Annotated in this window: 23 protein-coding genes; 10 read left to right on the top strand and 13 right to left on the bottom strand. The window is 59.5% G+C overall.

Annotated features, from left to right (window positions below; translation table 11 throughout):
- Positions 1-138 precede the first annotated feature (138 nt).
- Positions 139-1260, top strand: coding sequence for an IS110 family RNA-guided transposase (locus ACMX25_RS10445; RefSeq protein WP_414949685.1), 1122 nt, complete (start codon positions 139-141; stop codon positions 1258-1260).
- Between the two features lie 545 nt (positions 1261-1805).
- On the opposite strand, the gene ACMX25_RS10450 is transcribed toward ACMX25_RS10445, so the two are convergent.
- Genes ACMX25_RS10450 through ACMX25_RS10460 form a run of 3 tightly spaced genes read right to left on the bottom strand, consistent with a single transcriptional unit; the run spans position 1806 to position 6023 of the window.
- Positions 1806-3269: an efflux transporter outer membrane subunit gene (locus ACMX25_RS10450; protein ID WP_414949686.1), complete on the bottom strand. Its 1464-nt coding sequence runs from the start codon at positions 3267-3269 to the stop codon at positions 1806-1808.
- Between the two features lie 20 nt (positions 3270-3289).
- The gene (locus ACMX25_RS10455; protein WP_414949687.1) at positions 3290-4891 is read right to left on the bottom strand and encodes a DHA2 family efflux MFS transporter permease subunit; all 1602 of its coding nucleotides are present in this window, start codon (positions 4889-4891) and stop codon (positions 3290-3292) included.
- Entirely contained in the window at positions 4884-6023 is a 1140-nt protein-coding gene (locus tag ACMX25_RS10460) for an HlyD family secretion protein (protein WP_414949688.1), read from the bottom strand. Before ACMX25_RS10460 ends, ACMX25_RS10455 begins: the two co-directional genes overlap by 8 nt.
- 92 nt (positions 6024-6115) lie before the next feature.
- Here ACMX25_RS10460 and ACMX25_RS10465 point away from each other — a divergent pair, with 92 nt between their 5' ends.
- Entirely contained in the window at positions 6116-6922 is an 807-nt protein-coding gene (locus ACMX25_RS10465) for a CerR family C-terminal domain-containing protein (RefSeq protein ID WP_414949689.1), read from the top strand.
- 48 nt (positions 6923-6970) lie between these two features.
- On the opposite strand, the gene ACMX25_RS10470 is transcribed toward ACMX25_RS10465, so the two are convergent.
- Positions 6971-8050, bottom strand: coding sequence for a class I SAM-dependent methyltransferase (locus tag ACMX25_RS10470; protein WP_414949691.1), 1080 nt, complete (start codon positions 8048-8050; stop codon positions 6971-6973).
- A gap of 122 nt (positions 8051-8172) precedes the next feature.
- Entirely contained in the window at positions 8173-8385 is a 213-nt protein-coding gene (locus ACMX25_RS10475; RefSeq protein WP_414949692.1) for a DUF1059 domain-containing protein, read from the bottom strand.
- A 556-nt stretch (positions 8386-8941) separates the two neighbouring features.
- Between ACMX25_RS10475 and ACMX25_RS10480 the strand changes: the two genes are divergently transcribed.
- From ACMX25_RS10480 to ACMX25_RS10490, 3 genes are all read left to right on the top strand, one after another.
- Positions 8942-9289: a hypothetical protein gene (locus ACMX25_RS10480; RefSeq protein WP_414949693.1), complete on the top strand. Its 348-nt coding sequence runs from the start codon at positions 8942-8944 to the stop codon at positions 9287-9289.
- A 173-nt stretch (positions 9290-9462) separates the two neighbouring features.
- Positions 9463-9939, top strand: coding sequence for a Spy/CpxP family protein refolding chaperone (locus ACMX25_RS10485; RefSeq protein WP_414949694.1), 477 nt, complete (start codon positions 9463-9465; stop codon positions 9937-9939).
- A 163-nt stretch (positions 9940-10102) separates the two neighbouring features.
- Positions 10103-10417, top strand: a complete 315-nt coding sequence (locus ACMX25_RS10490; RefSeq protein ID WP_414949696.1) for an isochorismatase family protein — start codon at positions 10103-10105, stop codon at positions 10415-10417.
- A 1328-nt stretch (positions 10418-11745) separates the two neighbouring features.
- Here the strand turns inward: ACMX25_RS10490 and ACMX25_RS10495 are convergent.
- The gene (locus ACMX25_RS10495; RefSeq protein ID WP_414949698.1) at positions 11746-13020 is read right to left on the bottom strand and encodes an MFS transporter; all 1275 of its coding nucleotides are present in this window, start codon (positions 13018-13020) and stop codon (positions 11746-11748) included.
- A gap of 115 nt (positions 13021-13135) precedes the next feature.
- Positions 13136-14320, bottom strand: a complete 1185-nt coding sequence (locus tag ACMX25_RS10500; RefSeq protein WP_414949963.1) for a M20 aminoacylase family protein — start codon at positions 14318-14320, stop codon at positions 13136-13138.
- A gap of 115 nt (positions 14321-14435) precedes the next feature.
- Between ACMX25_RS10500 and ACMX25_RS10505 the strand changes: the two genes are divergently transcribed.
- A complete protein-coding gene (locus tag ACMX25_RS10505; protein ID WP_414949700.1) occupies positions 14436-15395 on the top strand; it encodes a LysR family transcriptional regulator in 960 nt (319 codons plus the stop codon).
- 60 nt (positions 15396-15455) lie between these two features.
- On the opposite strand, the gene ACMX25_RS10510 is transcribed toward ACMX25_RS10505, so the two are convergent.
- The 4 genes from ACMX25_RS10510 to ACMX25_RS10525 all read right to left on the bottom strand — a co-directional run bounded on the left by ACMX25_RS10510 (position 15456) and on the right by ACMX25_RS10525 (position 19945).
- On the bottom strand, positions 15456-15968 hold the full coding sequence (locus ACMX25_RS10510; protein WP_414949702.1) for a DinB family protein: 513 nt from the start codon (positions 15966-15968) through the stop codon (positions 15456-15458).
- Between the two features lie 145 nt (positions 15969-16113).
- On the bottom strand, positions 16114-17022 hold the full coding sequence (locus tag ACMX25_RS10515; protein ID WP_414949703.1) for an ion channel: 909 nt from the start codon (positions 17020-17022) through the stop codon (positions 16114-16116).
- Positions 17023-17096: 74 nt separating this feature from the next.
- Positions 17097-18947, bottom strand: coding sequence for an FAD-dependent oxidoreductase (locus tag ACMX25_RS10520; protein WP_414949705.1), 1851 nt, complete (start codon positions 18945-18947; stop codon positions 17097-17099).
- A gap of 272 nt (positions 18948-19219) precedes the next feature.
- Positions 19220-19945, bottom strand: coding sequence for a sulfite exporter TauE/SafE family protein (locus tag ACMX25_RS10525; protein ID WP_414949707.1), 726 nt, complete (start codon positions 19943-19945; stop codon positions 19220-19222).
- A 224-nt stretch (positions 19946-20169) separates the two neighbouring features.
- Here ACMX25_RS10525 and ACMX25_RS10530 point away from each other — a divergent pair, with 224 nt between their 5' ends.
- Together ACMX25_RS10530 and ACMX25_RS10535 are read left to right on the top strand one after the other, a co-directional pair.
- A complete protein-coding gene (locus ACMX25_RS10530) occupies positions 20170-20577 on the top strand; it encodes a MerR family transcriptional regulator (RefSeq protein ID WP_414949708.1) in 408 nt (135 codons plus the stop codon).
- The gene (locus tag ACMX25_RS10535; RefSeq protein WP_414949709.1) at positions 20532-20933 is read left to right on the top strand and encodes a carboxymuconolactone decarboxylase family protein; all 402 of its coding nucleotides are present in this window, start codon (positions 20532-20534) and stop codon (positions 20931-20933) included. The genes ACMX25_RS10530 and ACMX25_RS10535 overlap by 46 nt, the downstream gene beginning before the upstream one ends.
- Before the next feature lie 44 nt (positions 20934-20977).
- Here ACMX25_RS10535 and ACMX25_RS10540 read toward each other — a convergent pair whose 3' ends face one another.
- The gene (locus tag ACMX25_RS10540) at positions 20978-21883 is read right to left on the bottom strand and encodes a LysR family transcriptional regulator (protein ID WP_414949710.1); all 906 of its coding nucleotides are present in this window, start codon (positions 21881-21883) and stop codon (positions 20978-20980) included.
- 178 nt (positions 21884-22061) lie between these two features.
- On the opposite strand from ACMX25_RS10540, the gene ACMX25_RS10545 reads away from it, so the two are divergent.
- On the top strand, positions 22062-23138 hold the full coding sequence (locus tag ACMX25_RS10545; protein WP_414949711.1) for an NAD(P)H-dependent flavin oxidoreductase: 1077 nt from the start codon (positions 22062-22064) through the stop codon (positions 23136-23138).
- 50 nt (positions 23139-23188) lie between these two features.
- On the opposite strand, the gene ACMX25_RS10550 is transcribed toward ACMX25_RS10545, so the two are convergent.
- The gene (locus ACMX25_RS10550) at positions 23189-24592 is read right to left on the bottom strand and encodes an aminotransferase-like domain-containing protein (RefSeq protein WP_414949713.1); all 1404 of its coding nucleotides are present in this window, start codon (positions 24590-24592) and stop codon (positions 23189-23191) included.
- A 106-nt stretch (positions 24593-24698) separates the two neighbouring features.
- Here ACMX25_RS10550 and ACMX25_RS10555 point away from each other — a divergent pair, with 106 nt between their 5' ends.
- Entirely contained in the window at positions 24699-25568 is an 870-nt protein-coding gene (locus ACMX25_RS10555) for a DMT family transporter (protein WP_414949964.1), read from the top strand.
- Positions 25569-25590 lie beyond the last annotated feature (22 nt).

Consider the following 25590-nt stretch of genomic DNA (forward strand, 5'->3'; position numbering starts at 1 on the left):
AAGTCAGTATGACTTCCGTGGAAGTAAGGGCTGGCCCCACAGGAAGAGTTGAACCGCGCGGGTTAGCATAAAGCCAGAGCCGTAAAAGTGAGGGCGAACCGCTCACTCGAAGTGTTCATTTACAACCCGGAGGCCAGCATGCAAAACGTTAGCACATTGTTCGTCGGACTGGATGTTCATAAGGATTCCATCACCGTCGCTTACGCGCTGGACGGCGGTGAGGTGGAGGTGCTGGGCAAGATCGGCACCACTCAGGCCGATCTTGATCGTCTGTGCAAGCGGCTGTTGTCCAAGGCCAAGCACGTGCGTGTCGTGTATGAGGCGGGCCCCTTTGGCTACGTCTTGCAGCGGCGCCTGAGCGACAAAGGCATCCAGTGCATGGTGTGCGCCCCCACGCAGATACCGCGCAAACCCGGCGATCGCGTGAAGACCGACCGGCGCGATGCCATCAAGCTCGTGCGCTCGCTGCGCGCCGGCGATCTCAGCGCCGTCAACATCCCCACCGTCGAAGACGAAGCGTTTCGCGATCTCGCCCGAACCTGGGCAAAATCGCGCGACGAGCTTAAGCGCGCGCGCCAGACACTGAAGGCATTTTTGCTCTCGCACGGCGTGCGCTACGTGGGGGTGGCCAATTGGGGACCGGCGCACCGCAACTGGTTAAGCAAATTCTCGTTTGGCAACGAGTGGCAGGATTTCGCGTTTAACGAGTTACGCCGCGCCATCGAGGATCGGTTTGCACAATGCCAGCGTCTGGAATCGGCCATGCGCGATGCCGTGCCACGCTGGGGCTTTTATCCCGCCGTGCTTGCTCTGCAATCGATGCGCGGTATCCAGTTCACCGCTGCCGTGGGCTTGCTCTCGGAGTTAGGCGATTTGAGTCGCTTTGCGCACCCCCGACAGTTGATGGCCTGGCTTGGCGTGACGCCCTCGGAGTATTCCTCGGGAGGCAAACGGCGCCAAGGCGGTATCACGAAGACCGGCAATTCCTTTGCCCGCAAACTGCTCATCGAGGCGGCCTGGAGTTATCGGCATACGGCCAAAGTGAGCCCCGAGATCCAGCGTCGTCATGAGGGCTTGCCAAAGGTTATCGTCGATCGGGCGTGGGACGCGCAGGTGCGCCTGTGCCGGCGCTATCGAAAGCTGGTGGCGCGCGGCAAAAGCACCAATGTGGCCATCGTCGCGGTGGCTCGCGAACTGGCGGGCTTCATCTGGGACATCGGCCGGTTGGGCATGGCGCAGGCGAGCCCGCGCTCGGAGTAAGGCAGGTGAAGGCAGCAAAAAAGCAGTTCGCAATGAAACGGTAGTTTCCTGAAGGCGGCGTAGCCCGGTATTCGAGTTATCCGCGTCATTTCTTGGCAACGGTTCATTCCGACTTGCGCACAAAGCTAGCGGCAGACTCACGAAACGGATCTCTGTAATGCGGTAACCAACCCGCGAATATCAGCCTGATTCACCGTCGAGTTTTACTGCTACGCCGCCCTCAGGAAATTGCAGCGCCCACTCGAATATGAGTGAAATAAAAATCTGAACATCGACGCTTGACACGGAAAGTCATATCAGAAATGACGCGCCGCCACGCGCAGTGGCTAATAGTGATAAAGAAAACATCTAACACTAAACGCGCGAAGACCTAAAAAGCAGCAACCCGGCAATGACCCAGACCGCTAAGGCAGAACCCGTGCAACCCGGCATAGACCGCGACCGCTAACGCCAGAACCCGTGCAACCCCGCCCCCACCCACCCCCAAGGGCGAACGAAAAAACCAACTTCACCCCCAAGCCGCCACGACATCTCTAACGCTCGCGTCACCCCTGCAGACGCCAGCCAAGCCCCAGACTCTTCTGCAAAGAAACAAAATCCTTAAGCAATTCGGCTTGCCCCGAGACCACATTCTGCTGCGCGCTGAACTGCGTGCGTTGCGTATCGAGCAAATCGATGAGACTTGACGTACCCGCGGTATAACGCTGCCGCACCAAAATAAGCGAACGGTCCGCAGAAGCTTGCACTTGCTGCAGCGTAGCCAGGTGTTCACGCTGATGCCCATATCGCGACAATGAAGTATTGGCGTCCTGCAAAGCCGCCAGCACCGTGTGCGCATATTTCGCATCGGCCTCGTCGCGCGATGCTTCGGCGCCGCGAACGCTCGAGAGCGTGCGCCCGAAGTCCAGCACGTTCCACTGCAAATAAGGCGCACCAATCCAGCTGAAATTGCTCTTGCGGACCAGGTGGCCCGGATCAGCGGCGGCATAGCCGATGTCACCGAACAACGTCACCTTCGGAAAGAAGTCAGCCTTATGCTCGCCGATCTGCGCGTTGTTCGAAGCAAGACGTCGTTCTGCCGCACGAATATCGGGCCGTTGCTGCAGCATTGAAGCGGGGTCGCCGATAGCCACCGACGCCGGCAAGGCCGGCAGCGGCCGCTGCGCAGAGAGCTCCTCATCAAGCGCGCCCGGGGCCTGTCCCGTCAATACCGCGAGCTGATCAAGCGATTCAGCAACTTGCTCATCCAGCGGCTGCAGCGTTGCGCGGGTGTTCTCAACCTGCGTGGTAAGGCGCTCGACATCGACATCGGCCGCCGTGCCGTGTGCGCGGCGCTGCTGCGTCAGCGTGAGCATCTGTTGCTGGAGTTCCGCGGACTGCTGTGCGAGCGTCAGGCGTTGCTGCTCGTCACGCAGGTCAACATATGCTTGCGCGACTTCCGCTGCGAGCGACACCTGGGTGTCGGCGAGATCGGCGTCGACTGCATCCGCTTCCGCCGTCGCGGCTTCCACCGCGCGTCGCGTGCCGCCGAACAGATCGATCTCCCACGATGCATCGAAACCCGCCGTGTAAAGCTGCAGCGGTCCTCCGCCGGAAGAAGATGAACTGCCCGAGCTACCTTGAGAAGAGGACAGCGAACTCAGGTTGGGCTCGCGCATGCGCAACGCGGCGGCGTCGAGAGAAGCGGTCGGCATGCCATTCGCGTTTTGGTGCTGCAACTGCGCGCGTGCTTCGCGCAAACGCGCTTGCGCCGCGTGAACGTCCGGGTTATCGGCGAGCGCGGCGTCGATCAACGTGTTCAGTTGCGGATCGTCGAGCGCCAGCCACCATTGACTCGGCGCGCGTGTCGAGACCATACCGGCCGCGGGTGTACGGACAAAGTTGGAAGCATGGGTCGCGTCGGGCGCAACCTGCGGGGCGCCGGCATAGTCGGGGCCGACGGTGCAGGCCGAGAGTGCGCAGACGGATGCCAGCGTCAGTAAAAAGGGGGCGGTAGGGCGATCGAACATCGTGGATAGTGTCTTTGCCGTCAATGGCCGGCGGAAGTCGAAACGGGGCCGCGCGGAGTCTTCAGGAGGAGCGCAAGCGGCACGCAGGCAAGCAGCGCAAGACCGAGCAGATAAAACGTTTCAGAGTACGTAATAACAGTAGCTTGCATGTGGATCTGCGCCGCGATCTGACCGAGCGCACGCATCTTGGAGTAGGCCATGTCACCGGTTTGCGCGAACCAGTTCGCAGCACTCGACGTCAGGCGCTCCTGTCCCACCAGCGAGTTGGCGGTCAGTGACTCGCGGATCATCGCTGTGTGGAAGGTCGTGCGCCGATCGATAACGGTCCCAATGATCGCGAGCCCAACGGAGCCGCCAAGATTGCGGGCCATGTTGTAAAGACCGGCTGCATCGCCGGAATCTTCGCGCGAGACCGCCGCCATGGACGCCTGGTTCAACGGCATCAGCGCGAGGATTTGCGCAAAGCCGCGTATGAGTTGCGACCAGAAGAAGTCGTGGCCGACGCTCTGCGCTGTCAGGTCAATATCGAGCATGCAACTCAACGCAAACAGCAACAGCCCACCAATCACGAGCATGCGAAAGTCGAGCTTGCCGAGAATGCGCGGCAGGATCGGCATGATGAGAAACGCCGGTACGCCCGATATCAACATGATCGCGCCCGATTGCTGCGCGTTATATCCGGACACTATGCCAAGGAACTGCGGCAGCAAATACGACACGCCATACAGCCCCGCACCGACCGCAAACACAATCACAATGACGCTTGCGTAACGCGGATTGCGCATCAGGCTCAGACGCATGATTGGCCGCTTCGCGGTGAGTTGCGAAATGGTGATGAGCACCATGCCCACCAGCGACACGCAGGTCAGCGAGACAATCGTGCTGGACTCGAACCAGCGCTCGCGCTGCCCTTCTTCAAGCACCACGGTCAACGAACTCAGGCCAATTGTCAGGCCGATAATGCCAACCCAGTCCGCCTTGAAAAACGTACTCCATTGCGGACGATCTGAAGGCAGTCCAACGATCAGCAAGGTGATCAGCGCAATACATACCGGCAGGTTGATAAAGAAGCACCAGCTCCAGCTGATGTTCTCTGCAAGCCAGCCACCGAGCACCGGTCCCAGCAGAGGACCCAGCAACACGATCAGGCCGAACATGGTCATGCCCACTGGCATCTGCGAGCGTGGCAAGCGGGTGCGAATGATGGTCTGCGCCGTCGGGATCATTGCGCCGCCCGCGAAGCCCTGGCCAATGCGCCCGGCGATCATCATGGGCAGGCTATGCGACCATCCGCACATCATGGAGAACGCGATGAACAGCGTGGCATTGGCGAGCAGGAAGTTGCGCAAGCCGAACACGCGCGTGAGCCATGCCGCGAGCGGGATCATCACGATCTCCGACATCAGGTAGCCGGTCGATATCCACGTACCCTCGGTCCCTGTTGCACCAATCTCGCCCTGGATCTGCGGCAAGGCCGAGTTGGTGATCGAGATATCCAGCGTGGCCATCAGCGCACCCAGCGAGCCGGCCGCCACCGCGAGCCAGTCTGCCGCGCTCGCGCGCTCTTCCTCCGGCGCGGGGGCAGCAGGCAAGGAAGCCGCTGCCGTGGTCGCATCAGCCATGGTTATTCTCGGCTTTGATGCGTTCGTCGCCTTCGCGCGAGGAGCGCGTATCGACATCGGCGGTCACCGACAAGCCGGGCAGCAGCACGCTGCGTGTCTCCGGCCCCGTATCAATGCGAATGCGCACGGGAATTCGCTGAACGATCTTGGTGAAATTACCCGTGGCGTTTTCCGGCGGCAGCAGCGCGAACTGGGCGCCGGTGCCGGGCGCGAAACTGTCCACTACGCCGTGCAGGTCCGTGCCGGGCAGTGCATCCACATGCAGGATCACCGGCTGACCGATGCGCATGTGACCCACCTGCGTTTCCTTGAAGTTGGCCGTCAGATAAGTACTTTGCACCGGCACTACCGACAGCATCCGCGTACCCGGTTGAACGTACTGACCGACGCGCACCGAGCGATCGCCCACCTTGCCGGCCAGTGCGCTGCGCACGACCGTGTCCTGCAGGTCGAGATGTGCTTGCCGGGCGCTTGCCTCTGCGGCTTCGAGCTGGGCACGTGCCTGCGCGATCTGCGCGGTGGTGGCGGCGATCTGTGTCACGGCGGCATCGACTGCAGCGGTGTTGGCTGCTAGCGTTGCCAGCGCCTGATCGCGCGTGCTGGTCAACTCTGAGAGCCGTTCGCTGGTCTCGGCGCCGGTAGCAGCGAGCGGTGCGTAACGCTGCACTTCGTCGCGGGCATGCTGGGCGCTGACTCGCGCGACCTGCTGCTGCGCTTTGGCCTGTTCAATGTTGGCGTGCTGCTGGAGGATGTCAGCTTGCGCGCGCTGGATATCCGCAGTGCGTGCAGCGATGGTCGCCTGTGCCTGGTCGAGCGCGACCTGGTACTGGCGGGTGTCAAGCTTGACCAGCGGGTCGCCGGCCTTGACCGTGGCGTTGTCGCCGACGTAGACATCGGTGACATAGCCGCTGACCTTGGGCGCAACCGTGACACTGTCGGCTTGCAAATAGGCGTCGTCGGTGCTTTCAATAAAGCGGCCCACTGTCCACCAGCGGGCAAGCCAGATTCCCGCCACGATCAGCGCGACGATCCCGAGCACCATCAGGATCATGCGTCTCCCAGATCGCCGCGTGGGCGAAGCGGCGGAATCTTGCGGTACTTCGTGCGGAGGCGCCCCGGCGGTTGTTGACATCTTTGATCCAAATTATTCCAATCGGAACAATTATTCCAGTTGGTAAAATTGTGTCAAGTGATATATTTGTTTGGTTGACGTGAGAGGCACGAATGAACGACACAAAACGGCTACGCCGTCCGTCGGCCGGCGGATATGTGCGAGGCGACGAGACAAGGCTGCGAATCATCGAAGCCGCGATCGAGTCCTTTGGTGAGCATGGTTTCGAAGGCGCATCGACGCGCGACATCGCCGCGCGCGCTGGCGTCAATGCGCCCGCGCTGCAGTATTACTTCGAGAATAAAGAGGGTGTGTACCGGGCGTGTGCAGAATATCTCGCCGACTCGTCATGGGTCACGCTCGAGCCGGTAGTGACTTACGCAGCCGATGTCTTGAGCAAGGACAGCGATATCCCCGTACTGATCGATGCTTTCATTCGCATTCAGGAAGCCATTGCGGATCGTATGTTCGTGAAGGCTTGCGGTACGTCCAACCAGCGTCTTTTCTTTACGCGTGAACAGGCAGGACATGAGCCGACCATTGCTTCGGACATCATGATGCGGCGTGTGCGGCAGCCCTTGAACGATGTTGGCACGCGATTGATTGCTCGCATCACCGGCGCGAAGCCTGACGATGAGCTTACGTTGATCCGGATGCTGAGTTTGCACGGCCAACTGCTGATGTTCCACGTCGCGCCGCGCACGACGCTTGCATTGCTTGGATGGAAAGAGATAGACACAGAGAAGGGCGACTTGCTCAAGGCGACGGTGCGCACGCAGACGCAGATCCTGCTTGAGCAATGGAGCAGGGAGGGGCTGGCCAAGAAACCGGCACCGGGCGCACGCGCGAAGCCTGTCGTGAAGACGGCGCTCAAGAAACCGGCGGCCCCCAAGCGCACGGCGGCCGCTGCGAAAAAGTAGCGTTGCGTGCGGGCTGCGTCACGCAACGTCGGGAACCCTGCGCACGGTTTATCGCCGTGCCTCAAACACGAGATTGAACGGCGTCGCAGTCGCCCGGCGGAACTGCCGGAAGCCTGCTTCTGTGACTATGTCGCGAATCCGCCGCTCGCCGGCTTGCGCGCCCAGGCACATAGCCCCTGCTTGCGCTCGTGAAGCGGGGGTGCAAATCAGCGTAGATGCCGAGTAAAAGATCCTCCCAACAGGATTCAGGTTTCCTTCAAGCGTGTCGTTGGCGAACGGCTCGACGATCATCCACGTGCCGTCTTCAGCCAGGGTTTCATGCACGTGACGCGCTGCACCGAGTGGATCGCCCATGTCGTGAAGACAGTCGAACATGGTGACGAAGTCGTAGTCGCGTCCCGGGTAATCACTGGCCGAAGCGATTTCGAAACTTATGCGATCACTCGTGCGATCACTCATGCCATCACTTACGCCCGCCGTTGCCGCCGACTCTCTCGCGTGCTCAATGGACCCCTCGTGATAGTCGTAACCCACGAATGTGGATTGCGGATAAGCCTGCGCCATGATGATGGTGGACGCGCCGTGACCGCAGCCAATATCTGCCGCACGTGCGCCGCTTTTCAGTTTCGCTTCGACACCGCCAAGCGACGGAATCCAGTCGTTCACGAGATACGCTGCATAGCCTGGACGGAAGAAACGCTCGGTGCCGTGAAAGAGCGAGACATCGTGCTCATGCCATCCAACGCCCAGTCCGGTCTTGAACGACTTCACCATCTTCGGGATGATCTTGAACTGTGCGACGGCAATCTGGAACGCGCCGGGTATGAAGGCCGGGCTGCCTTCCTCGGCAAGCGCGAAAGATTGTTCTTCGCTAAGGCCGAAGCATTCCGACGCGGGATCATAAGTGACGTAGCCGCTCGCGGCTTGGGCGCTTAGCCACTCGCGGACATAACGCGCATCTGTCTCGGTTGCCTGGGCGAGTTCTTCCGCGCGTAGCGGCTTGGCGGCGAGCGCCTTATAAAGCCCGAGTTGATCGCCGACAACAACGGTGGCCGCGTGCATTACGGCGCCGAGATCGTGGACGAACCCTCCCATGAATGCATCGAGTTTTGACTGATCGACTGCCATGACATACTCCTTGAAAAGTTCCCTGTTTGAAATGGCCGGCGTTTTGACGTAATTAGTTTGTCATACTTATTATTTAATCGACGCGGCTTGGTAAGGCTACGTTTCGATCGTGCAACAGCGAGTCACGCGGCTCTGGGTGACTCGACCGACGGAGTGCCTTGGTGGAACAGCGCGCTCAACTGGGCACGCAGTTCGGGAGAGTCGGTGTGTTTGTGAACTGACACGGCATGCTGGACGGCCGCATCCAGGAGTTCCTGATCGGAGTCCGCGGATAGCGCGATGCTGCAGTTCATTTCGCTAGGAAACTCGCGACAGTCGATGTATTTGCGGGTCATGGCATCATCCCCCAATTACGTAGTATGGAGTTAAGTGACAAAGAAAAGGCCGGGGTGGCGCCACTCACCTTCCAGCGAATCGGCGCCTGCGAAGAGTATAGGTCGCTAACAAAGAGCTTGAGACCTCATTCACGGCCACGCCGAGGGTATAAAGCATCGCGGTTCGGGCGTGGGGTTTTTATTTCGCTCGCGAGATAAAAGAGCGGGCGAACGCCCGTTCGGCCTTGTACAGGAGCGATCTTTCGTGCGCATTCTTACGGCCACATCGGATCTCGTTCAGGTCATGAAGGTCCGCAAACACATCGGCTATTCATCATCGCTTTGGAAACTTTTTCGAACCGGGTGTTATCAGATGCACGGGGCTCGTCGCTAATGCTGCGATGGCTGCGATGGAACTGTAAGTTATGGGGGCTAAGCTGACATGCAATCACGGTGGAGTGACTCTTCCTCTGCATGCGATCGCCGGTGGTCCCGGCCCCGATCGTCCTTCATCGGTAATCTCGCCGCGGTTATCGATGCAGACACTTCACCTCTCACATGAAAGGAGACGAGCTTAATGACGCAGGGTTCCCGAAGTTTGTTGTATCGCCGGCTGGCGACGGTTGCGATAGCGATTGCCGCAGCAACCTCCGTACTGCCGGCGCAAGCGCAGCACCACGATGATCACGGCGGCGGCCGCGGTGGATACCATGGCGGTCACGGCGATAACCGCAGTGGTTATCGAGGCGGTGGCGGCGGAGGCGGCGGTGGTCTGCTTGTCGGCGCGCTGCTGGGTGTTGTAGCGGGTGCGGCTATCGCGGGTGCTGCCACGCAACCGCCTCCTCCAGTGGTCTATTCAGCTCCGCCGCCCCCGCCTCCGCCGGGCGTCGCTTATTACCCGAATAGTTATCCGCCAGGTTACTGAGTACTGAGCTTGTCATCCTGAGCCCGCCGACCTCGCTGACAGTACATTGATTTCACGAGTACTTTGGCCGGCAACATGACCACAACGCGTCTTATAGAAACGTCGCGAATCTAACAACTCAATTTCAAACTTCCAACATGAAACCATCCTTTCGTATTGCTGTTGCACCTGCATTGCTGGCGCTTGCCTGCTTCACGACGTCCGCCTGGGCGCAGTCCACGGCAGCTAGCGACGCGGCTGCTTCGGCGCCGATGAGCCATGCACAGAAGCACGCAGACTTCGTGGAGAAACGAATCGACGACCTGCACGCGCAGATGAAGATCACGAGTCAGCAGGCGCCACAGTGGGATGCCTTTGCGCAAACGATGCGTGACAACGCGACCAAGACCGATCAGGCCTTCCGTGATCGTGCGCACAAACTGCCTTCGGAGAATGCAGACGATGCGATGAAGTCCTACGCCGAGCTGGCTCAATTGCACGCGGACAATATGCAAAAGCTGGCTGCGTCATTCAGCGCCCTTTACGCCACGCTGTCTGATGACCAGAAGAAGATTGCAGACCCGCTGTTCCGGAATGACCACGGGAAGAAGCACGGCGGGCCGCGTAAGCATAAGCCTGCGGCAGCGGCTCCGGCACCAGCATCGAACTAAGCATTAGTGGTTCCATGGCGCGAGCCCTTAGCCGGTACGGCGGGGCTCGACTTCCTATAGATAAAGGACTCGGCCAGAGTTTTTTTATCTGAGGGGATCAGCTTTTTACAGCGTTTTCTACAGCGTCGTGTCAGCTAGACTACCGTTTTTTCGGGAGCGAAAAATGGTTGCAGCGCTGATCGTGATCGATGTTCAGGAAGGCCTGTTCCGGCCGACTCCCTCACTCGCAATGTCGGGGGATGTATTTTCCCGCATCAACGAACTCACTTCACGAGCGCGTGCCGCTAGCGTTCCGGTGATTTTTGTTCAGCATGAAACCGCGACAGGTGAGCTTGAATACGGCTCGCCCGGCTGGGCGCTTGCTAAAGAGCTGCACGTCCGCGCGTCTGATCAGATCCGCCTACCCAGCAGTCATCTTGGGTCACGTGTGTATAGCCGCTGCGGCCATGCCGCTTGCGGCGATCGTATCCGCCACTGACTTGATGACGTTTTCGTGTACGTTGCATGCGAATGTATTCCAGGAGTTCCAGCCCATGGGTGGCAATGCGTAGCGTACGGTAGTTTTTGCGATGCCGGGGTCGGGCGTGCCGGAAGAAACTGTACCTCCGTCTGAGCCGTTGCCTCCGCAACTCGCCAGTAGGACGAGAACGAGTGTGCTACTTGTACCAGGCCAACTGCTCGCATTGTCATGATTGTCTCCTACCGATTTGGTCACCTAAGTAGTGGTAACTAATTCTGGCCGGTTCGGCTCTGATATTGTGTAGTCGAGCTTAGGGCCGGGAGCGGAAACGGTGCAAGCCGCGGCGCAACGAAACCACATACTAGGATGGGGGGTCGCTCGCGCCGGTGGACGGGGGGGTGGGTTCTGGGGTGGACGGGGAAGATGCTGGTTGCACGGGTTCTGCGTTGGCGGTCTGGTTCATTGCCGGGTTGCTGCTTTTCAGGTTTTTGCGGGTTCGGTGTTAGCTGATTTCTTTATCACTATTAGCCACTGCGCGTGGCGGCGCGTCATTTCTTTGTCCAAAGCGACAAAGAAACGAAGCAAAGAAAACGCTTTTAACAGCACTACCCTAAGTGTCCACAGCGTGCAGTTTCTATTCATGGGTGCCCCAAAAGCACGGTGCTCGCCAGAGCCACGGATGTTTGAACCCCTTCTTCTCGCGAATCCTGACAGTAAAACGCTTCGCCCCGTACGCTCTCGGGCAAGCACTGGCGACTGAACCCGCCCAAGGAGCGCCCCGCGCTGTCCGCGGAAAACCAACCTCCAAATTTGTATGCATGCCGAACCATTTGAAAACCCGTCGAAAAACGGTGCTGCAGAACGTGTAAGGCCTTACACCCGAAATAACAGCGCGAACCGACGAGCTAACCCGCGAAGAACCGCACCCATAAAAGCGCGTGAGGCCGTGCGGGTTTGCGGGGCACTGGTGCTTGCCCGAGAGCGTACGGGGCGCAGCGTTTTACTGTCAGGATTCGCGAGAAGGAGGGGTTCACACATCCGTGGCTCTGGCGAGCACCGTGCTTTTCGGGTACCAATGAATCAAAACTGCACGCTGTGGACACTTAATTTTTAGAGAGTTGAAAGCGTTTTCTTTGCTTCGTTTCTTTGTCGCTTTGGACAAAGAAATGACGTGCCGCCACGCACAGTGGCTAATAGTGATAAAGAAATCAGCTGACACCGAACCCGCACGTACCTGGAAAGCAGCAACCCGGCATAGACCCCGACCGCTAACGCAAAACCCCAGCACAGCCCGGACCGTAACCCCGCGACCTAACGCCCCCCAAAGCAAGTGCCAACGCCCCACCCTAGTTCAATTCCCGCCCACCAGTCTCATCGAGCATAGAAACAGCGATCAACGAAACAACCACGCACCCGATCATGTACCACGCCGGGGCCATCGTATTGCCAGTCACCTTGATCAACCAAGCAACCACCAACTGCGCCGAGCCACCAAACACCGACACTGCCACCGCATAAGCACTCGCCAGATATCCCGCGCGCACATGCTTCGGAAAGTTCTCCGGCATGAGTGCATACGCCGGTGCCGACCCCATCGTATAGAACAACATCAACAGCACAATCAACCCAACCATAACCGGCAACGAAGGAAACTGGTTCATCAACCAGAACGCCGGATAGAGCAGCACGATCAACGCAATGCGCCCCACCAGGATCAGCGGCTTGCGACGTTGCATCTTGTCCGATAACGCACCCCAAAGCGGACACAACGTCAGCGAAACAATCGCCGCGCAGATCGACACCAGCATGGAAAGCTTGGCCGGCATCTTCAGGTACTGGATCGAATAAGTGGGGATGTAATACATGAGGACGTAAGTCGCCACCGTCATGCCCATGATCGCAAATACAGTCAGGAACCACTTGTGCACGAGGCCCGGTTCCAGACTTGCCTTAGCCGCCTGCGCCTGCTTCAAAGGCTCTTCCACAATATGCCGGCGCAAATACACGCCAACCGGCATGATCAGCGTGCCGATCAGGAACGGTACGCGCCATCCCCAGTCGAGCAGCTGTTCACTACTTAACTGGTACGTCAGCAATGCCGCAATGCCCGAGCCCATCAGCGCAGCAGCGCCTTGGCTCGCGAGCTGCCAGCTAGCCCGAAAACCACGGCCCTTGGCTGTTCCTGTCTCAAGCAGCGTCGCGGTGGCAGCGCCGAATTCCCCGCCCTGCGCGAAGCCCTGCAGCAACCGGGCAAAGATGATCAGAGCCGGAGCGGCGAGGCCAATGCTTGCATAACTCGGCGCCAAACCGATCATGGCCGAACCGATCGCCATCAGGAAGATGGTCAGGGTCAGCGCAGCACGCCGGCCGCGTTTGTCCGCATAGTGACCCAGCACGAAACCACCAACGGGGCGCGCGACAAAACCGATTGCAAACGCGGACAGCGCGAGCAACGTGGATACAACGGGGTCATGCGCCGGGAAGAAAAGCTTCGCGATCGTGAGCGCGAAAAAGCTATAGACGGTGAAGTCGTAAAACTCAAGCAGGTTGCCGACAATCGCGGCAATCACGATCTTGCTTTGCGATACCGCTTTAGCAGGCTGGGCAGTAATGACTGACATGGATGTCCCGTGAACGCTTGGGTCCGGCGCGCGGCTTAAGCGCGATGCCGAAACATCGCGCAGCACCCAAGATTTGTGTTGTCACCGAAGTGCTACCGACCTGCTCGCACGAAACCTACCGCGCGAGAAAACGCTCGACCAGACGAGTCCAGTAGGCCGCGCCGACAGTGAGGTTGTCGTCGTTGAAGTCGTAGGACGCGTTATGCAGCATTGGCGCGCCTTCACCGTTGCCCAGGCGCAGGAAACATCCCGGCTTCTTCTGCAGGTAATAAGCGAAATCTTCGCTACCGGCGATAGGGCCGAAGTTATCGACAACCCGATCGTCGCCAACCAGTTCGCGCGCCACCTGCAACGCCAATTCCGTCTCGGCCTGGCTGTTGATGACGACCGGATAACCCGGCACGTACTCAATCTCCACGCGCGCGCCATACGCGCCTGCCTGGGCTTCCGTCAGCGCGCGGATACGCGCTTCAAGCAGCTCGCGCACAGCGGGGTCGAACGATCGAACGCTGAGCTGCAAACGTGCCGACTCAGGAATCACGTTGGCCGCATGACCCGCGTTAAAGGCCCCAACCGTGACGACGGCTGTTTGCATCGGGTCAATGCTGCGAGCAACCACGGTCTGCAACGCGGTCACCAGTCCCGCGCCGATGACCACCGGATCCACGGAAAGATGCGGGCGCGCTGCGTGGCCGCCTCGACCATGAATCGTGATGTTGACCGTATCCGATGCCGCCATGAACGGGCCGCTGCGAAACATGAATGTGCCCGTTGGATAGCCGGGATGATTGTGCAAACCAAAGATTGCCTCGCAGGGGAAGCGTTCGAACAATCCATCGGCAATCATGCGCATCGCGCCGCTGTCCGCACCGATTTCTTCGGCGGGCTGGAACACGAGATGAACCGTACCGTTGAATGCGCGCGTGCGAGCAAGGTGGCGTGCCGCGCCCAGGACCATGGTGGTGTGGCCGTCGTGGCCGCACGCGTGCATCAGGCCGGCGTTGCGGCTGGCGTACGGCAAACCGGTTTCTTCAGCAATCGGCAATGCATCCATGTCGGCGCGAACGGCGACCGCGCGGGTGCCCGAACCCGCTGTCAGCGAAGCAACCATGCCAGTTCCACCCAGGCCACGCGTCACCTTGTAACCCCAGCTTTCGAGGCTTTGCGCAACGAGGTCGGAGGTTTGAAACTCCTTGTACGCGAGCTCCGGATTCTGATGCAGGCGATGACGGATATCGCTTAGTTCATCGCGCAGATCTGCTGTGTCGTCCAGTGAGCAAAAGCCCTTGGTATTTTCCATGGTCATGGGTGTCTCTCTTTAAGAAATCCAGTGGGGGAGTATTCTGCTGCAAAATCCGCTAATCAATGATGTTCACTGACCGATAATGTTGATCTGCATGTCAACAGACAAGAATATGGCTAAAGACAATACGCCTGCGCGCGAGAATTTGCTTAGCGCCCGGAGCCTGCGTTATCTGCATGAAATCGATGTGCACGGCGGCGTGCGCGCCGCGGCTGACGCGCTAGCCATTAATGGTTCCGTGATCAGCCGGCAAGTGGCGCAACTCGAACGCGACCACGGCGTGGTGCTGCTGGAGCGGCGCGGCAGGCGCGCCGTGCTGACGGAGATCGGGCTCAGTCTTGTCGAACATTTCCGCGAGAGTAGCCGTCGCGACGCGGACATGCTGGCACAACTGGAAGATTTCAGGAGCCTGCGGCGCGGACGGTTGGGCATTGGCGTGGGCGAGGGGTTCGTCGAGAATTTGCTGGCCACCGTGCTTGAAGGTTTTAGCTTGCAGTTTCCTGACATCGTAGTGGAACTGCGTAGCGGCGCAACGTCTGAAATCATCGCAATGGTCCGCAACGACGACGTCGATCTCGGCTTATGCGCGGGCGGTGGCAGCGACCCGGCCATACGTTCGCGCACGTTCCGGGCGGCGCAATTTTGTGCGCTCGTCAGTCCGCGACATGCGTTGGCGGGCGAGCGGCGTATCCGCTTTGAACAGTTGCGCGATCAGCGGCTTATCTTCATGCCCGAGCGTTTTGGCGCCCAGCAATATCTCGATGCCATCATTCGAGCAGAGCGGCTGAACCTGACGCCATCGTATCGCTGCGATCTTTTCTCGGCCGCCCAGGCCATTGCTGCAGCGGGACTGGGCGTAGCGTTCATGTCGACGGATGCGGCGCGGCAATACCTTGAAGCGGGACGTCTGGTTGCACTTGAACTGGAGCATCCGATAGCGCGCGAATTCAGCAGCCAGGCAATACGGCGGGTCGGCCGGCGCCTCTCTCCAGCTGCTGAATTCCTTTGGCGACATCTTGTAGAAGCGATGCAGCGGCGTTGGGCCGTTTCATCGCCTAAGCAAGGTGAGTAGTTACACGGCGGTTCGGATCAAGCGGCTTGGATCACCCGGCCGCGCATAGACGCATGCATGTTAAGCGTCTTGCGCCACGTCGCGCAGGAACACGGGAAGGTCGGTGGCAGAGGGCGTGACGCCGGCCTGATACATCATGTCGCCGACAAAGCCGCGATGATAAGTGCCGTGATTGACCACGTGCAGGATCATTTCGTTGCAGGTCATGACACCCTCGCCACCGCCAATAAACTTGAAGTGAATTGGCCGGTCAAGATCATCAGCCGATAGATCCGCGGCGAAATCAACATACCACTGGTCTAGCGTGCGGACCGATTGCCGGAGTTCTTCCAGAGACGGATGAGTCGGCGTGTTGCGTGCCGAGTATCCATGTTCACGTCCCTGAAGATGGGCCTGGAAAACGAAGTCTATGACGTAGATGTGGTTAAGGGTGTGGACCATGTTGCCGAAGCGTGTCTGCCGTGGCCGGACAACCTCTTCGTACGGCATGTCCTTCAGCATGGAGAAGAGGAGATCGTTGGCCCAGGCTTTATATCGGGTCAACATTCGCACGGTCTTGTTGGCGGCGGTCATGGTTGCTTCCTTGGCAGAATGGCAAGAGATGGCAAGAGGAATAGCGTGCTCTAGCTTAACCGTCAGGAAATCAGTGTGACAGATACAGTGATTGTAGGAACCACCAGATCAGTTCCAGCTAAAGCGCACCGAATCAACGACTCTTTCAGAGCGGCGCGACATCATGAAATTTGCCATAGTCGAGATGCGTCTCGCCGTCCTGCTCAAACATCAAGTCGACGTACTGATGTTGCCAAAGAATGCATTCGGGCGGCCATGCATACCGTGCTTGCATGGGCTGCGCCGTGGTTTCGTCGAGGCCTTCCACCATGAGCATTAACTCGGCATTGCTCGCTTTGAGCGACTCCAGCGTCTGGCCAAAGAGCGGACTTTCTTCATCGATGACATGCATGAGGCTCCAGCCGAGCAGGAAGATCGGATGCTGTTCGCGGATCAGCGGAAGATCGAGCACCTTGCGAAAATAGAACCCTTCGGGCGTGGTCTCCGACCGCATCAGGCGCATGCGTGCCTTCGCTTCCACGATCACGTTCTGGCGTGCATTGGCGGCGCGGACCATGAGTGTCATGCGACCGTCGATAGGGCGCACTACCGCGCGCTTCGCAAACAATATACGTGCATGGGGCCGCGAAAATCGCGCGAAGATCATGCCGGTCGTCAACGCAATGCCTGACATGCCGACGAAGATTTCGAGTGTCGCGACGCAATGGCCGTAGACGGTATCCGGATGCATGTCGCCATAGCCGACGGTCGCAAGCGTCTCCACGCTGAAGAAGAACGCGCCCAGCAAACCGGCGGGAGCCTGGTTCGCGATAGCGTGATGTCCCAGCAGGTACAGCAACGCGAATCCGAAGTTGAGAAGAAGAAAGAGCAGTGCGGCGACTGCAAAGAACAACGGCCAGCCGACCGTCAGTGCGATGTGGTAAATGTCCTGCCAGAAGTAGGTCTTGAGACCATGCGTGATGACATGCCGGTTTTCATCCAGAGCAAGCCTTCGATGCGGCGCCCCAGGCTCGTATGCCTCATCTGATGACGCTCGCTTTGTATTGGATGGCATCGTTTAAGTGACTCTAAAAGGGGAGGCAGGGCATCTCGAGTAGCGTGCGTTTAACTGTTCAACCGGTCACGGTCTTATACAAGTTTCGTGAAACCGTCGGCGCTCCAGCGCTCGCTTCCTACGCCGTGGTGAACGAAGAACAAGCCTTCGGGATCATACTGATCTTTTACGGTGAGCAGCCTGCTGTAATTCGATCCCCAGAAGGCCTGTTGCCAATTCGCGTTGAAGAAATTGCTTTCACCGACGTAAGAACCGGGGTTCGGAACCAGCTTGCGCACTTCATCCATCGCGCGGCCGATGGCTTGCGCATTACGCCGTGCTGCGCCGGTATCCGGTTCGTGGCCCGGGATGCCGGGATAAGCGGGCGGCCCTTCCATCCCTGCGATAAGCAACGCAAACGCGTCAAGCACCGCCGGATTCGTGGCGGCGTCCCTTGACGCCGCGATGGCCTCGGCCGGCGCGCCTGCCAAGCCCTTGTTGAGGTGTAGCGACACGCCCCATTGCCGGCTGGCGGCAAACAACGTGTCGGCCAGCGTTTGCCGCTGATCGTCTTGCAGCAAGGCGGCAGGGAGCCACGCAGACTCATAGCCGTGCAGCACTTGTCCGGCCTCTCCCGTGTTGCCCGACCAGAAGACATTGTCTGCAGGCGCGTTCGGCCGGTCGTCGGTGCTAATGAGATCGGGCAATTTCTTCAGCATCGCTGGGGCCCATAAAGTGCGGGCCGGAAGGGCGAGGATAGTCAATGGAGGGAAGTCGGCCTTGAAATCGTCAGGCGCTGCGGCAAGCGTGTCCATGAACGGTTGCCAGACCGATTGTGCTTCGCTGCGACTGAGCCCCTGGAACACCATCGATATAGCGAGGACATTGTCACGGCGAAACCGGATCTGCTCGCCCCAGTGAGGGTTCATGAGCTCCCGATGGTAAAAGTCCACCATCAGTCCAATTAGGCGCCGAAATGCGGGCGCCGACGCAGCTTTGATCGTCATGTTCACGGCGCCGAAAGTTTCGGGTAGTTCGTGGACCCGCAGCGTCAGCCGTGTGACCACGCCCAGGCTGCCACCGCCGCCGCCTTTCAGCGCCCAGAACAAATCGGGATTTGTGCAGGCGTTGGCGATGCGGACGACGCCGTCCGCGGTAACAATCTCGGCTTCGAGAAGGCTTCCCGCCGCCAGCCCGTAGGCTTTGGAAAAGCTGCCGAACCCGCCGCTCTGGATCAGCCCGGCTACGCCAACCGTCAAGCAGCCGCCGCCTTGAACGTAACCGCCCGCCTGCGTGGTGACGGCATCATAGACGTGCGCCCAGAGCGCGCCGGCGCCGACCGTCACTGCTCGCACTGGCGAGGCGTGCCCCTGGCATCCCGTGCCGACGAATGCGTCTTGCACAGTGATGCTATTCATTCTTCGCGTCCAGACCAGCAGGGAATCCGGCGAATTCGAATTGCCTTGATAACTGTGTCCGCCCCCCTTTACGACAAGCCGCAAATTATTACGGCGTGCGAAGTTGATGGCAGCGACTACATCAGTCGTATTGCGCGCGGCCACAGCATAGACACTGGGTGTCGATGTCCACGCGTCGACCCAACCGAGGGTTTGCGTCAGGCCAACTTCATCGCTGAGAAAATAGGGGTTCTTGAGTTCCTTGAACAGCTGCTGGCAGGCGGCGCTGTCAGGCGCGTTCACGCAAGCCGTGAGCGGCGATTGGACTTTGATCAGTGCGTCGCCGACTTGCTTGCCAAGTGCATTCCACTGCGACTCCGACGGCCAATCCGGATCACCAGGGCGAACGCGAGAAAGCGCATTGGACGCTACCGCCGCGTGCGCGGGCGTAAGCAACGGTTCCCAGATACTGGAAAAAATCGGCAGCCCCGCAGCGAGTTGTAAAAGGCGTCGTCTTTGCCGCGAGAGCGATTGGGTCGAAGGTTTCATCGGTGAGCATGAAAACTTGATGTGGTCGAAACCGTGAAGTTATCGCGCCTCGCTACCGTTGTGAACGCTCTACGCCACGAAATTCGTTTTCCGCGTCGACATGCGGCGCTCAAGCAACGGGGCGTTGTTCACCACCCGCAAGCCGGTGCGCATTGCGCCGAGCGCCACGCGCCCGACCATTGGGCGATGAATAGCGCCGCTCGCATCGAAGTAAGCGCAAGCATGGTACTTGAGCCTAAGCGCGGATTCGCGGCTAGCAGCACGCTCGCCAACTATTGGCCGGCTGCGGCCCAAAGTAACGAAAGGCCAGATGACAGCATGAGTCCGTCGACCAGCAATTTGAATGTCGATGGCGCCATGCGCACGACAATCGACTTCGCGAAAAACGATCCGGTCATCAACGCCGATCCCGCGATCAGGCCTTGAAACACAACACCCGCCGGCAGTGCGCCAAACTCCTTGAACGCAGCAATCTTGGTCCCATACACGGCGAGCGATCCGGCGGCCTCTGTAGCGAGAAAAGCGCCTCGTTCCAGTCCATAAGACGTGAAAACAGGTACGGTAATCGGACCCGTGGAAACAACGATGCCGGTCAGAAATCCAACCGGGCCGCCAATTAGTGCAAGGTGCAAAAGGCTGAACTTTATCGAGCGTCGTGCGAGCCATCGGCGGGTGGGGATCATGGCTACAAAAAATACGCCCAGGGCTATTTCAACCGCGCGGGCAGGCAACGATAACAGCGTGTGAACGCCCAGCGCGGCGCCCGGAACAGCGGTCAGGCAATACGCGCCGCAAGCGCGCCAGTCGATCTCTCGCCACCACGCGACAATCTTGCCAAAATTTCCCATGATCGCGCCGATGGCCATGATGGGGACGGCCTGCTGCGGTCCAAACAGAATCACGAGAACGGGCATGAGCATCATTGAAGATCCCGTGCCGATGATTCCGCTCAACATGCCGGCTGCCACGCCGACGGTTAACACAAGGACGTATTCCATGGTCCGCGTCTTTGTAGAGATTATTCGAATAAGCGACGATGAAGAAATGCGGCTAGCCAGTACGGCGCACGCCGTATGGTACGTGAACTTTCGGCGCTAAGCCTATCCACTTGTTGCAATGCCAGCGACCCATATTCCGTGCTAGCGGCACAATGCCGAAAACCGCTTGACTTAGAGTGCGCTCTAAGTCCTACCATGCTTTATGTCGAAACGAGAACGCAGCCATGAAGATAGGTGACATCGCCGAGCGGACGGGCCTCACGGCCCATACGATTCGCTACTACGAACGGATCGGACTGCTGCCGTTCGCGCCTAGGGACCACACGGGTCAACGTGTTTATGACGCTTCCGTCCTGACGTGGATCGAGTTTCTGGGCCGGCTTAAAACGACCGGCATGTCGATTCAGGAGATGCTGCGTTATGCCGGGCTTCGCGCACAAGGTGCGGCAACCGAGGAAGCCCGGTGCACGCTGCTAGCGGGACATCGCGATCAAGTAAGAATCAGAGTGGCAGAACTGCAAGCATGCCTTCTCGTCCTCGACGAAAAAATAGCCGGTTACACCCACACTCCATTGAGGACTGAAAAATGCAAGACACGATCGAACGCCAAGCGGATCAGGAAAGTCGCCTAGAACGAGGCAAGCGGGTGTTATCGGAGATCGACGGAGAAGCAGGGCAAACGGTTATCAATTCGCTTGCGGATATTGCGCCGGACTTCGCGCGTTACCTGCTTGAATTTCCATTCGGCGACATCTATTCGCGACCGGGCCTCGACGTCCGTGCTCGTGAAATTGCCACCATCGCAGCACTGACTGCAATGGGCAATGCAACGCCTCAGCTCAAGGTTCATATTGCTGCGGGGCTTAACGTGGGTCTTAGCCGCGACGAGATAGTCGAGACCATCATGCAGATGGCGGTGTATGCGGGATTCCCGGCGGCGCTCAACGGCCTGTTCGCTGCGAAGGAAGTCTTCCGCGATCACGGTTGAGCGGGGTCACTTAAGCTCGAGCCCCCATTGCTCAAGCGGGTCACTCAAGCGTTTTGTTCAAGCAACGACAGCGCAGGCATGGAGGCTTCAACCGGACGCGCAATCCCGAGAAAAGCGTTAAGCGCGGTGGTCGCATAAACGTCGCGGCGACGCACGAACAATGTGTCGACGCGAGCATCTTCGGGCGCGAGCTCATGCACGGCGACACGGCCTTCGCGCCACGCTGTTGCGACCACGCCTTTCGGCAGCAGCGTCACACCTACGCCCGCTGCCACGCAACCCAGCATGGCGTCAAGAGAGCCGAATTCCAGCGGGGTGCTGACTCTCAAACCGTGCCGCGCCAGCGCGATATCCAGCCGTGTCCTGTACGAGCATCCGATTCGAAACACGATCGTTTTTACATCGCCCAACCGCGCAAGCTCAGCAATAGAGCGAATATGCCGCGCTGTCACAAGCACCATTTCCTCATGAAACATGACCTCGGTGGACAGATCGTCGTGATTCACCGGACCCGCGACAAACGCGCCGTCGAGCCGATACTGCAGCACATCGTCGATCAGGCTTGCCGTGGTCCCGGTCCGCAACACCATGTCCACTTGCGGATAAGCCAGCGCAAACGAGGCGAGTACGTCAGGCATGCGCAGCGCGGCGGTAGTCTCCAACGTACCGAGGATCAGCGGTCCGTGCGGGACGCCGTCGTCTTTGACTGCGCTGCGCGCGTCGTCGAGTAAGCGCGCCATCTGTCTGGAGAAAGGCAGCAGCCTGCGGCCGGCGGCCGTCAGTTCCACGCCTCGATGATGCCGGTGAAAGAGCGGTGCGCCCAATTCTTCTTCCAGCAAGCGAACCCGCGCTGTCACATTCGACTGAACAGTATGGAGTTCCAGGGCTGCGCGATTCATGCTGCCGTTTCGCGCGACCGACTCGAATATGCGTAAATCGGCTGCGTCCATGTCGACCCTCGATATCGGGAAAAGTGATAGCAATTATCACATCAAAGCGCCGCTTGCTTCTTCAAAGCTTGCTAAGCTTTGCGCCTGGTGCAGCGGCGCTGCGCGCAGTGCAAATCCATGCGCAACGAATGATTTCAAGTCACTCAGGCGCCGCGACTATCATCAAGGAGAAAAGAACATGAGCACGTGGCGCGATCGTCGGATTCTGGACTTGTTTGGTATTGAAGCACCTATTGTCTTGGCCCCCATGGCAGGGCCCGGCACGCCTGAACTGGCCATAGCCGTATGCGAAGCAGGCGGCCTGGGATCGCTGCCTTGCGCGCTGCTCACCACGGAACAAGCGCGTGACGGCATTGCGTTGATCCGCACGAAAACGCGTGGCCCGATCAACCTTAATTTTTTCTGTCATGTTCCGCCGCAAGCCGATGCAGCGCGCAACCTGGCATGGCGCGCGCGTCTGGCGGAGTATTACGTCGAGTATGGACTCGATCCCGAGGTAACGCCGCCCGCAGCTGGCCGCCGCCCGTTCGATAACGACTTCTGCGCAATCGTGGAGGAATTCAAGCCCGAGGTCGTGAGCTTTCATTTCGGACTGCCAGATAAAAATTTGTTCGATCGCGTGAAGGCGACGGGCGCGAAAATCATAGCGTCGGCAACGACCGTGGCAGAAGCGCGCTGGCTCGAAGCGCACGGATGTGACGCTGTGATTGCGATGGGCGTTGAAGCGGGCGGGCATCGTGGAAATTTCCTGACGCAGGATTACGCTGCACAGGTCGGCACGTTTGCGCTGGTGCCGCAAGTCGTTGATGCCGTCTCTGTTCCCGTGATCGCGGCAGGGGGCATCACCGACGCGCGGGGCATTGTCGCTGCGTTGGCATTAGGGGCATCGGCTGTGCAAATGGGCACGGCGTATCTGTTTTGTCCGGAAGCGAAAGTGCCTGAGGTGCATCGCATTGCACTGCGCGAGTCCCAGGATGATTCCACCGTGCTGACGAACATCTTCACGGGGCGGCCGGCACGCGGCATCATCAATCGGGCGATTCGCGAGCTGGGTCCGCTGTCCGCTGTGGCGCCCGCTTTTCCGCTTGCCGGCGCCGCGCTTGCACCGCTCAAAGCCAAGGCCGAACAAGCAGGCAAGGGCGACTTCACGAGCCTCTGGTCGGGGCAGGCGGCGAGGCTTGGGCGAGAACTGCCCGCGGGCGAGTTGACGCGTGCGTTGATCAGCGAAGCGCTGGCGAAGATGGCGCAGGGGTGATGTTGCCGCCCTGTGTTTGATGCGGCTAATCCGTTAAAAGCAGACGATCGTCATCCATGCATCGCTGTTTCCAGCACAGTAAAAACGCGCGGGTCTGTCGACTGAGCGACGTTGAAGCGCAGGAACTGGCTTGCGGACTGCGCGACGCTAAACGCATTGCCCGGCGCAAGGATCACGTTCTCGGCCAGCGCCCGGCGCGCAACGTCCGTTGCATCCAGTCCGCCGGGCAGCTTGCACCAGAGAAACATGCCGCCTCGCGGCTCGATCCATGGTTCGATGCCTAGTGCTTCCAGCCGCGCGCTTGTTTGTCCCATCGAACGCGACAAACGTTCTCGCAAGCTCTCCATGTGCTTTCTGTACGTGCCGTCTTTCAGCACGCCGAGAATGAGTTCGCCTGACAAACGTCCGCCACCGAATGAGGTCGCAATCTTCAGGTCGATCAACGGCTCGACCCAGTCGCGTCGCACCGCGATAAAACCGCAGCGTACTGACGCCGAGAGACTTTTGGAAAAGCTGCCGATATGGACGACTCGTTCCAGTCCGTCGAAAGCGGCCAGGCGGGGAGCGGATTCGTGCTCGAAGTCGCCGAAGATATCGTCTTCGATAATCGTGAGACCCGACTGATCCGCGAGCTTCAGGAGCCGATGCGCGACGACCGGCGAGAGCGTCGCGCCCGTCGGGTTATGAAGCGCCGAGTTGGTGATGTACAAGCGCGGCCGATGCTCCGCGAGCGCTTGCGCGAACAGGTCGATATCGGGACCTGCCGGCGTATACGGAACGCTTATGAACTTGGCCCGATGAGCACGCAGCAGGGCGAGGAAATTGAAATAGCAGGGGTCATCGACGAGTACTGTATCGCCCGGTTCGAGCAGCAGCCGGCACAACAGGTCGATGGCTTGCGTGCCGGATTCGGTGAGGATGATCTGATCGGGCGCGGCTTCAATGCCGCGATCCGCCATGCGGCGGGCGAGCAATTGCCGCAGTGCCGGGAGCCCGAGGGAGGTGCCGTAGTCGGCCAGCACGGCGGCGTCGGTGCGCGCGACGGATCTCAATGCGCGGCGCAGTCCCGCTTCCGGCAACCACGACGCAGGCAGCCAGCCGCAACCGGGTTTCAGCGCGTTGGCGCCGGCCTCCAACGATTGCCGCGACACCCAGAACGGATCGACCACGCGATCCAGGCGCGGACCCAATTCAGCAAGCGACAGCGGCGGTAAGTGTCCGGCGACGTAAAAGCCCGAACCGCGGCGCGACAGGATGACCCCTTCGGCAGCGAGGCGATCATAGGCTTCCACCACGGTCGACTTCGAGACTTGCAAGGTTTCAGCGAAGCCCCGGATGGATGGAACCTTGGCGCCCGGTGCCAGGATTCGGCCGGTAATCCGCTGCCGGATTGTCTGCATGACGCGATCGACCAGCGTGCCGGAGTCTGTGCCGGTGAAAGTAGTGTCTTCCATGTGTACTGATTTTTAACCCATACAGTTTTCCGTAACTGTAGTGCACTGTCTCTGGAAAATCCATGCTTTGCGGCCTGATACTGCTAGCTGAAAATAGGGGAGCATGATGGACAAGGCAGCAAGCGGATGGATGAACGGTTTTCTCGGGATGCTGATTTTTAGCGGCTCATTGCCTGCGACACGCGTAGCGGTCGCGGCGTTCGACCCGGTCTTCCTCACAGTCGCGCGTGCGGGGATCGCGGGCTTGCTCGGACTCGCGCTCTTGCTGGTGTTCCGCCAAAAGCGGCCCGAACGAAGCGACCTGATTTCGCTCGCGGTGGTTGCGTGCGGCGTCGTCATCGGCTTCCCGCTGCTGACCGCGCTTGCGCTGAAGCACATCACCGCCGCTCATTCTGTTGTCTTTGTTGCATTGCTGCCGCTGTCGACCGCCATCTTCGGCGTGCTCCGAGGTGGCGAACATCCGCGCCCGGCGTTCTGGCTGTTTTCCGGATTTGGCGCCTTGCTTGTAGCGGGTTTCGCGCTGGCCAGGGGAACGGGCGCATCGCCTGTCGGCGATCTGTTGATGTTCGCGGCCATCATCGTCTGCGGGCTGGGTTATGCCGAAGGCGGCAGGCTCTCGCGCAAGCTCGGCGGCTGGCAGGTGATCTCGTGGGCGCTTGTGTTGTCGCTGCCAATCATGGCGCCGCTGGCGTTGATCACCATGCCGTCGACCTGGGCTGACGTGGGTGGATCGGCATGGATGGGACTCGCTTACGTGTCGTTGTTCAGCATGTTGATTGGCTTTGTCTTCTGGTATCGCGGGCTGGCTCAGGGCGGTATTGCGGCAGTGGGGCAGTTGCAATTGCTGCAGCCCTTCTTCGGACTCGTGCTTGCCGCGACCTTGTTGCATGAGCCAGTCGGCTGGCCGATGGTGGCCGTTGCAACAGCCGTGGTGCTATGCGTGGTGGGCGCCAAGCGGTTTGCGCGGCCGGCGTAAGTCGTGCAATCACGTTAGGAAT

This window comes from Caballeronia eucalypticola (assembly GCF_047608185.1).
Taxonomy (GTDB): domain Bacteria; phylum Pseudomonadota; class Gammaproteobacteria; order Burkholderiales; family Burkholderiaceae; genus Caballeronia.